Source organism: Nesterenkonia sp. YGD6 (assembly GCF_022565895.1).
GTDB lineage: Bacteria > Actinomycetota > Actinomycetes > Actinomycetales > Micrococcaceae > Nesterenkonia.
Genome location: NZ_JAJOYY010000010.1, coordinates 34,761 through 43,433 on the forward strand (window position 1 = coordinate 34,761; position 8,673 = coordinate 43,433).

Consider the following 8,673-nt stretch of genomic DNA (forward strand, 5'->3'; position numbering starts at 1 on the left):
CACCCAGGGACACGCGCAGAACGATGGAGCGCGGGTTTTCTATCCCGGGTGGACGTGAACTTCCTGTGTTGAGGCCGTGGCGCTGAGCGCCTGACAGTCGCGCCTCCACGGAACCCGTCGACGACTGACCATGAGGCCGTAGCGGGCCGGATAAGGTAACTATGTCCAAACAGCGAATTGCAATCATCGGAGCGGGACCTAGCGGCATGGCCGCCCTTCGGGCCTTCGACACGGCACAGCGGTCCGGTGCCCAGATCCCCGAGGTGATCTGCTACGAGAAGCAGGACGACTGGGGCGGGCAGTGGAACTACAACTGGCGCAGCGGGATCGACAAGTACGGGGAGCCGGTCCATTCCTCGATGTATCGCAACCTGTGGTCGAACGCGCCCAAGGAGGCGCTCGAGTTCGCCGAGTACACCTTCGACGAGCACTTCGGCCGACCGGTCTCCTCCTACCCGCCGCGGGCGGCTCTGTGGGACTACATCGACGGGCGGGCTCGCATGTCCGACGTCAAGGACAAGGTCCAGCTCTCCACCGCCGTTCGCTGGGTGGAATACCACCGCGAGGAGGACACCTTCACGGTCACCGTGGAGAACCTGAAGTCCGGCACCACCTCGTCCTCCGAATTCGACCGGGTCATCGTGTCCACCGGGCACTTCTCCTTCCCCAACGTCCCGGACTTCAAGGGGATCGAGACCTTCACCGGCACTCTGCACCACGCGCATGACTTCCGCGGGGCAGAGAAGCTGGCCGACAAGCGCGTGCTGCTCATCGGGGCCTCCTACTCCGCCGAGGACATCGGCGTGCAGGCCTTCAAGATGGGTGCCCGTTCGGTCACCATGAGCTACCGCACCCGGGCCATGGGCCATGACTGGCCCGAAGGCATGGAGGAACTTCCGCTCATCGACCGGTTCGAGGGGGAGACTGCCTACTTCTCCAACGGCGAGTCCCGCGAATTTGATGCCGTGATCCTGTGCACCGGCTACCTGCACAAGTACCCCTTCCTGTCCACCGAACTGGCCCTGCGGTCCCAGAACAACGTCTACCCGGGCGGGCTGTACCGCGGAGTCGTGTGGCAGCGGAACCCGAAGATGTACTACCTGGGCGCCCAGGACCAATGGTTCACCTTCAACATGTTCGATGCGCAGGCCTGGTATGTCCGCGACCTCATCATGGGCCGGACGAAGCTGCCCCCGGCGGAGGAGCGGGCCGCCCACCTGAAGCAGTGGCGCCACCGCTTCCAGTCCCTGGAGGGGGACGCCGACGAGGTGCAGTTCCAGGCCGACTACATCCGCGACCTCATCGGGGCCACCGACTACCCGATGTTCGCGCTGGACGAGGTGGTCCAGGTCTTCCTGGACTGGAAGACCGACAAGAAGGCCAACATCCTGACCTACCGGGACAAGAACTACCGCTCGGTGATGACCGGAACCAAGGGGTCACAGCACCACACCACATGGTTGCAGGAGCTCGACGACTCCCTGGAGCGCTACCTGTCCACCCCGGCGCCCACCGAGGTGCCGAGCCTGGTCATCGCGGAACGCGATGCTGACACGGGGGCGGCAGCGGCCGCTCCCGTCGCCTGAGCTCCGTCGGCTTGAGCTCCATGGTCTGAGAGCTGGTCCTGTCCGCTCAAGGCTGGGCTGGGTGCGCGGCGGCGGTCGGATGAGTCGCCGCGCGCCCGGGACCGTGAGACCGGTGGTGACAGCTGGTATAGTTCTCAGCTGTGCCCAGGCGAGGGGGCGACATCTCCGGATCCGATCCGTGAGACGTCAGCCCCGTGATCGACGAGGCGAACTTGCAGGAGAACATCACCGCCGCTCACAGCGCGGAGAGCCTGGAATTCACTTGTCGTTGGTGCCTGGATCAATTCGAATCCAACCAACGAAGGACAACACCATGGCTGACAAGATCGTCATTCCCGCTACCAAGCGCACCGAGTTCGGCAAGGGCGCAGCCCGCAAGGCCCGCCGCGACGACCAGATCCCGGCAGTGGTCTACGGCCACGGCGAAGACCCCATCCACGTGGTGCTTCCCGGTCACCAGACCCACCTGGCAGTGCGTAACCCCAACGCACTGATCACACTGGACATCGAAGGCACCGAGCAGCTGGTGATCCCCAAGGCCATCCAGCGCGACATCATCAAGCGCTCGATCGACCACATGGATCTGCTGACCGTGCGTCGCGGCGAGAAGGTCGTCGTCGACGTCTACGTCGAGGTCACCGGCGAGCCCGCCGTCGGCTTCGAATGGATCCTGGACCAGGCCACCGTGTCCATCGAGGCCGAGGCCACCCACCTCCCCGAGCACGTGACCATCGACATCACCGACCGCAACGAGAACGCCCTGCCGGAGCACATCCAGCTGCCCAAGGGCGTGACGCTGGCGCTCTCCGACATGGAGTCCCCGATCGTCTCCATCCACGAGCCCACCGAGCAGGACCTGGGCGACGAGGCAGAGACCACCGAGGGTGAAGCTGCCGAGGGCGAGACCGCCGAGGGCGAGTCCGAGGGGAACGCAGAGGGCGAAGAGAGCTGAACGCTCTGACGCTGCGACTCCACTAGGCTCGAGGCATGGCTTCAGAGACGTGGTTGATAGCGGGACTCGGCAACCCCGGGTCCCGCTATCGTCATACCCGGCACAACATCGGGCACATGGTGCTCGACGAGCTCCTCGACCGCATGGATGCGAAGTACACGCGCACCAAGGTCGGGGCCAAGGCCGTCGCGGCCCGGCTGGGCCCGGGAGGGCCGAAGGTGGTCTTCGCGATCTCGGAGGGCTACATGAACCTCTCCGGCAAGCCCGTGCGAGGGCTGATGGACTATTTCTCCGTCCCCGCCGAAAACCTGATCGTGGTCCACGATGAGCTCGACCTGGACTTCGGTCGTGCCAAGCTCAAGCGCGGGGGGTCCGAAGGCGGGCACAACGGGCTGAAATCCATCACCACCCACCTGGGCGGGAATCGTGACTACCTGCGTGTGCGCGCCGGCGTGGGCAGGCCCCCCGGCCGCATGGACAGCGCGGACTACGTGTTGCAGAAGTTCAGCGCCGCCGAGCAGAAGGAGCTGGGCATCTTCATCTCCCGGCTGGCCGATGCGGTGGAGCTGCTGATCTCCGACGGGCTGCCAGCTGCCCAGAATGCGGTGCACTGAACCCTGTGCACTGAACCCCGTGCACTGAACCCCGTGCACTGAACCCTGTGCCCTGAACGCAGACACCGTCCGTCGCCGACGACGGCGGCCCGCCCGTGCTCGGGCAGCGCTACCGAGACTCTGCCGCACCCGCCAAGCTGAGCCAGGTCTGCACCACGGTGTCAGGTGTCAGAGAAATCGATTCGATGCCCTGATCAACCAGCCAGCGGGCGAGCTCCGGATGATCTGAGGGTCCCTGACCGCAGATCCCGATGTACTTGTTCTGCGTCCGGCACCTGTCGATGACCGTGGCCAGCATCGAGAGCACGGCGGGGTCTCGCTCGTCGAAGAGATGAGCCACCAGGTCCGAGTCCCGATCAACACCGAGCACCAGCTGGGTCAGATCATTGGACCCGATGGAGAACCCGTCGAAATGTTCCAGGAACGCATCGGCGAGAAGGACATTGCTGGGCAGTTCGCACATCATCATCACCTTCAGGCCTCGTGCCCCGCGGCGGAGCCCATGACTCGCCATGAGGTCGACGACGGTCTGGGCCTCCTCCACCGTCCTCACGAAGGGCACCATGATCGCCAGGTTCTCCAGACCCATCTCTTCGCGAACGAACCGCAGGGCCTCACACTCCATGGCGAAGCACTCCCGGAAATCCGCGGAGATGTACCGCGAGGCACCTCGATAGCCCAGCATCGGATTCTCCTCCTGCGGCTCGAAGAGCTCCCCGCCCAGGAGGTTGGCGTATTCATTAGTCTTGAAATCGCTGAACCGCACAATGACCTGCTCCGGGGCGAAACTGGCCGCGATGGTCGACACGCCCTCCGCCACCCGCCGCACGAAGTACTCCCTGGGCGACCCGTAGGCGCTGATCCGCTGGTCCACTGCGCTCCGCACTTCGTGCGGCAGGCTGTCACGCTCCAGGAGCGCACGCGGATGGATGCCGACCTGGTGGTTGATGATGAACTCCAGGCGGGCGAGCCCCACCCCGTGGTGCGGCAGCTGGGAGAACGAGAATGCCTGATCCGGGGAGGCCACATTCATCATGATCTTCACCGGGACGTCCGGCATCTCATCCAGATCGGTCACCTCCTCCTCGAACCTCAGCGTGCCGGCATAGACCATCCCGTTGTCGCCCTCGGCGCAGGAGATCGTCACCGCCTCGCCGTCGGCCAGGGCCTCTGTGGCGTCCCCCGTTCCCACCACGGCGGGCACACCCAGCTCCCTGGCGAGGATCGCCGCGTGACAGGTGCGACCCCCACGTTCGGTGACGATCGCCGAGGCACGCTTCATGATCGGCTCCCAGTCCGGGTCCGTGATCTCAGCCACCAGCACGTCGCCGGGCTGCAGCCGATCCATGTCCGCCGGCGAGCGAAGGACCCTCACCGGGCCGGTCCCGATCCGCTGCCCGATCGCTCTTCCCACAGTCAGCACGTCACCGCGCTCGCGGAGCACGAAGCGTCTCACCTGTCGCAGCTCCCGGTGGGACACCACCGTCTCCGGGCGGGCCTGCAGGATGTAGAGCCGTCCGTCGATTCCATCGAGCGCCCACTCGATGTCCATCGGTCGGCCGTAGTGGTCCTCGATCGCTACAGCACAGCGGCCCAGCTCGGTGACCTGCGCATCGGTGATCGAGAATCGTGCCCGCTCGGCAGGTGATACGTCCTCGAAGATGGTGCTGCTGTGAAGTCCGCGGCCCGCGGCGTACCGCATCGCGGTGGCCTTCTCGCCGAGCGCCCTGCTCAAGATGGCTTCATGTCCCTGCTGCAGCGCGGGCTTATGGACGTAGAACTCATCAGGGTTCACCGCCCCCTGGACCACGGCTTCACCCAGACCGTAGGCGCTCGTGATGAACACCGCCCGATCGAAGCCCGTCTCCGTGTCCACCGTGAACATCACGCCGGATGCTCCGATGTCGGAACGGACCATGCGCTGCACGCCCGCCGAGAGCGCGACCTTGTGGTGGGCGAAACCATGGTGCACGCGGTAGGCGATCGCCCGGTCGTTGTAGAGCGAGGCAAAGACGCTGTGCACTGCAGCGAGCACGTTCTCGACCCCGCCGATGTTCAGGAACGTCTCCTGCTGGCCTGCGAACGAGGCGTCCGGCAGGTCCTCGGCCGTTGCGCTGGAACGGATCGCCCACGTCACCGCCTCAGGGTCTGGGTCCTCTGCGATCAGCCTCGCGTGCGCTTCGCGCAGGTCTCGTGTGAGCTCCTCGGCCAGGGGCTGATCCTGGATCCATGAACGGATCTGCGCGCCGACCCGGGAGAGCTCCACGACATCGTCGATGTCCAGTGGCTCGAGGGCCGCCCGGATCCTGTGGTCGAGTCCGTTCGCAGCGAGGAACACGCGGTAGGCATCCGCAGTCGTCGCGAAACCGCCCGGTACACGCACTCCTGCCTCGGAGAGGCGGGCCACCATCTCGCCCAGCGAGGCGTTCTTCCCGCCCACGGCTGCGATATCGGCAAGCGAGATGTCGTCGAACCACAAGATGTTGCTCATCAGTGTCTCCTCAGGGACTGCTTGGCGCTGCGGCGGGACGAAGATGCATCGTCTGCAGGATCGCTGCCGCAATCTCTTCCACGCTTCTGGCCGCCGTGTTCAGGCTCGGGATCGAGTGCCGTCGGTACAGGGATTCCGCCCAACGCAGCTCTTGGCGGCAGCGGAACAGGCTTGCATAGGCCCCGCCTGGACGGCGTTCCTGGCGTATCTGGCTCAGCCGCTGCGCAGTGCTGGTCAGCCCGAAACACCGAACCCGATACGGCTCCACCGCCCGGGGCAGCTCCAGTGCCGGGTAGTCCTCCTCCGTCAAGGGGTAGTTGGCGACCCGCAGACCGTGCTGGAGAGCCAGGTACAGCGCGGTGGGAGTCTTCCCGCAGCGAGATGGAGCGATGATGATGAGATCGGCGCCGACCAGAGAGCTCGCGCCCGCTGCATCGTCGTGCGTCAATGTGTACTCCACCGCGCGCATGCGGGAGCTGTACTGGTCCGGGTTCCCGATGCTGTGATGCGGGGCCACCTCAGCAGCGCCCTTGACGCCCAGGAGCTTCTCGAGCGCGGTGAGATGTCCCTTGATGAGATCCACCACGGCGAACGGGCCTGCGCTCAGTTCGGCGCTGACCTCCGCGGCGCGAACGGTCACGAGCAGCAGGGTGGCAGGTCCCGCGGTGCGCGCAGCACTCAGCACCTGTTGTGCGATCGGCGGGGAATCGACGAAGGGGAAGGTTCTGCGGACGAATCGGATGCCGGGGAAGTGCGCCAGGAGCGCGTTGCCGAGGGTCTCGGCGGTGACGCCGGTGTTGTCAGAGATGAAGAACACCGGCACGGGTGCTCCGACGGCGCCGGTCATGGGTTGGCCGCCCTACCGTGCACCTGAGCGAACCGGTGCCTGGTGCACGATCGTCATAGCCGGTCCTTCAGTCGAGGCCTGATCGGGTGGCGTCGTTCAAGGAGATGTCCCAGGCCTGGGGGTGGGCGACGATGAAGCGTCGACCCGTGACGACCTCCGGCGTGATCCGGACGAAATGGTCTTTCTCCCCCGATTCCCAGGGGAACAGTCGGCGCGAAGAGCTGCTGAGAGAGTCGTCCGTCTGCTCGACCTCCGCCGCCGTGCCCTTGACGATCACACTCCAGGCGACATTGGTGCGCGGATCCACACCGTCCGTCTCGAAGGCCACGGGACTGGAGCCCAGCGCGGCCGTCCGTTTCGTGCCGGGCCCGGTGCGGAAGACTATGGTCCGCTGATCCACCAGGTAGGTGACCGGGAACAGCTCTGGATGATCACCGGTCCAGACGGCGAGTCTGCCGAGCGAGACGCTGCGCAGCAGCTCCCAGCACTCGCGGCTCTCGAGGACCTCTGTCCTGGGTGTCGAGGGTGTCTTCTGCATGGCGGCGAGCCTACTCCGGCTCCACCGCGGAAGCCAGAGTCTGAAGCGAAGGCGATGCCGCTCACGTCCGCCGCCTCGGCGACTGCTGGCCGCGCCGGTTCACCGTCGCAGCGCTGCGGAGCTGAACGGGGTTCTCTTTCCCGAGGAAAGGCCTAGAATGGAGTTCAGTTATCGGGGTGAGGAGGGTTATGGATTCGGATGAACTTCGGGTTACTTATCTTCCGAAGCTTGAAGCCAATGGTGCGGTGGGGGATTCCATCGCGCGCACTATCCGGGTCCTCACCTCCCAGCGCAGACTGCAGACCCTGCTCGACGCCAGCAACGTCGTGGCCAGCGATCTCGACCTGGAACATGTTCTGCGGCGCATCGCCGAGGAGGCCAGGACCGTCGCGGACGCCGAGTACGCCGCACTGGGCGTCATCGCCGCTGATGGCTCCCTCGAACGGTTCATCCACGTCGGGATGGCGCAGCACGTGGCCGAGAAGATCGGAGACCTGCCCGCCGGGCACGGGGTCCTGGGCGCGGTGAACCAGAGCAGCAACCCGATCCGACTCACCGACCTCACCACGGATCCCCGGGCGGTCGGCTTTCCCGCCCACCACCCGCCGATGACCAGCTTCCTCGGGGTCCCGATCAAGATCCGCGGCGAGACCTACGGCAACCTCTACCTCACCAACCGGGCCGATGGGCCCTTCACCGACGAGGACGAAGAACTCGTCACGGCGCTGGCCGCCACGGCTGCGACCGCGATCAACAACGCCCGACTCTACGAAGAGGCCCGCCGAGCGCAGCAGCTCAGCGCCGTCCTGGGCGATGTCACCTCAGCACTGCTGGCCTCGGAGACCATCGATGTCTTCGGCGTCCTGGCTCACGGGGTCGCGACCCTCACCGAAGCGGACTTCGCCGCCATCGTGACCTCCGACGCGGTGGGCGAAGAGCTCTTCATCGACACCGCCCGCGGACAGGGCGCCTCGCTGATCGAGGGCGAGGTGCTGCCCTGGGTCGAAGGCGCGGTGTCGCGGGCCATGGAGGGGACGGCGAGCATCTCGCCTCCCGAGGGAACAGATGTCCCACCGTTCTGTGAGCGGGTCCCGAGCTCCTCGGTGATCGCTGTTCCGCTGATCGTCTCCGGGGACCGCATCGGTGCGGTCTGCGCGACCCGGGCCGAGTCCCGGCCGGCCTTTGACTCCGGTGACCTGGAGCTGCTCTCGGACTTCGCGACCCAGGCGGGTCTGGCTGTGGCGCTGTCCTGGGCGCGAGCGGATCGGCAGCGGCTCGGCGTGATCGAAGACCGGGCGCGCACTGCTCGGGATCTCCATGACCATGTCATCCAGCGGCTCTTCGCCACGGGCCTGGGACTGCAGGCCTTCGCCTCGGCCCACCCCCGACATTGCGGGAGGATCGACAGGCATGTGGCGGAGATCGACGCGGCCATCGAAGACATCCGCAACGCGATATTCACTCTGCGCACCCGTAAGACCACCAGGACCATGCGTCATCGGCTGCTCGATGTCGTCACCGAGCTCTCGGCCGGGCTTGGCATGGCTCCGAAGGTGACCTTCACGGGTCAGATCGATGCGTTCATCAAGGGTGAGCTCGCAGATGATGTCGTCGCGGTCCTGCGTGAGACGGTCACCAACGTGAC

The 8,673-nt window shown here is 65.8% G+C and carries 7 protein-coding genes; 4 read left to right on the plus strand and 3 right to left on the minus strand.

The annotated features are described in order from the left end of the window. Positions 1-161 precede the first annotated feature (161 nt). The 3 genes from LTI14_RS12835 to pth all read left to right on the plus strand — a co-directional run bounded on the left by LTI14_RS12835 (position 162) and on the right by pth (position 3,152). Positions 162-1,586, plus strand: a complete 1,425-nt coding sequence (locus LTI14_RS12835; protein WP_241471194.1) for an NAD(P)-binding domain-containing protein — start codon at positions 162-164, stop codon at positions 1,584-1,586. Between the two features lie 313 nt (positions 1,587-1,899). Further along, on the plus strand, positions 1,900-2,538 hold the full coding sequence (locus LTI14_RS12840; protein WP_241466112.1) for a 50S ribosomal protein L25/general stress protein Ctc: 639 nt from the start codon (positions 1,900-1,902) through the stop codon (positions 2,536-2,538). Between the two features lie 35 nt (positions 2,539-2,573). After that, positions 2,574-3,152, plus strand: a complete 579-nt coding sequence (gene pth, locus LTI14_RS12845; protein WP_241466114.1) for an aminoacyl-tRNA hydrolase — start codon at positions 2,574-2,576, stop codon at positions 3,150-3,152. A 109-nt stretch (positions 3,153-3,261) separates the two neighbouring features. Here pth and ppsA read toward each other — a convergent pair whose 3' ends face one another. The 3 genes from ppsA to LTI14_RS12860 all read right to left on the minus strand — a co-directional run bounded on the left by ppsA (position 3,262) and on the right by LTI14_RS12860 (position 7,028). Further along, a complete protein-coding gene (ppsA, locus tag LTI14_RS12850; RefSeq protein ID WP_241471192.1) occupies positions 3,262-5,643 on the minus strand; it encodes a phosphoenolpyruvate synthase in 2,382 nt (793 codons plus the stop codon). A gap of 10 nt (positions 5,644-5,653) precedes the next feature. Next, positions 5,654-6,490, minus strand: coding sequence for a pyruvate, water dikinase regulatory protein (locus LTI14_RS12855; RefSeq protein ID WP_241476743.1), 837 nt, complete (start codon positions 6,488-6,490; stop codon positions 5,654-5,656). 67 nt (positions 6,491-6,557) lie between these two features. Further along, complete coding sequence (locus LTI14_RS12860) at positions 6,558-7,028, minus strand: pyridoxamine 5'-phosphate oxidase family protein (RefSeq protein ID WP_241466120.1); 471 nt, start codon at positions 7,026-7,028, stop codon at positions 6,558-6,560. A gap of 188 nt (positions 7,029-7,216) precedes the next feature. Here LTI14_RS12860 and LTI14_RS12865 point away from each other — a divergent pair. Then, positions 7,217-8,673 (plus strand): GAF domain-containing protein (locus tag LTI14_RS12865; protein ID WP_241476744.1); only part of this gene is annotated, 1,457 nt, incomplete at its 3' end.

Excerpts from the sequence above, each read along its gene's own strand:
- pth (WP_241466114.1), top strand. The coding sequence starts at position 2,574 with ATGGCTTCAGAGACGTGGTTGATAGCGGGACTCGGCAACCCCGGGTCC.
- LTI14_RS12835 (WP_241471194.1), top strand. The coding sequence starts at position 162 with ATGTCCAAACAGCGAATTGCAATCATCGGAGCGGGACCTAGCGGCATG.
- ppsA (WP_241471192.1), bottom strand. The coding sequence starts at position 5,643 with ATGAGCAACATCTTGTGGTTCGACGACATCTCGCTTGCCGATATCGCA.
- LTI14_RS12855 (WP_241476743.1), bottom strand. The coding sequence starts at position 6,490 with ATGACCGGCGCCGTCGGAGCACCCGTGCCGGTGTTCTTCATCTCTGAC.
- LTI14_RS12840 (WP_241466112.1), top strand. The coding sequence starts at position 1,900 with ATGGCTGACAAGATCGTCATTCCCGCTACCAAGCGCACCGAGTTCGGC.
- LTI14_RS12860 (WP_241466120.1), bottom strand. The coding sequence starts at position 7,028 with ATGCAGAAGACACCCTCGACACCCAGGACAGAGGTCCTCGAGAGCCGC.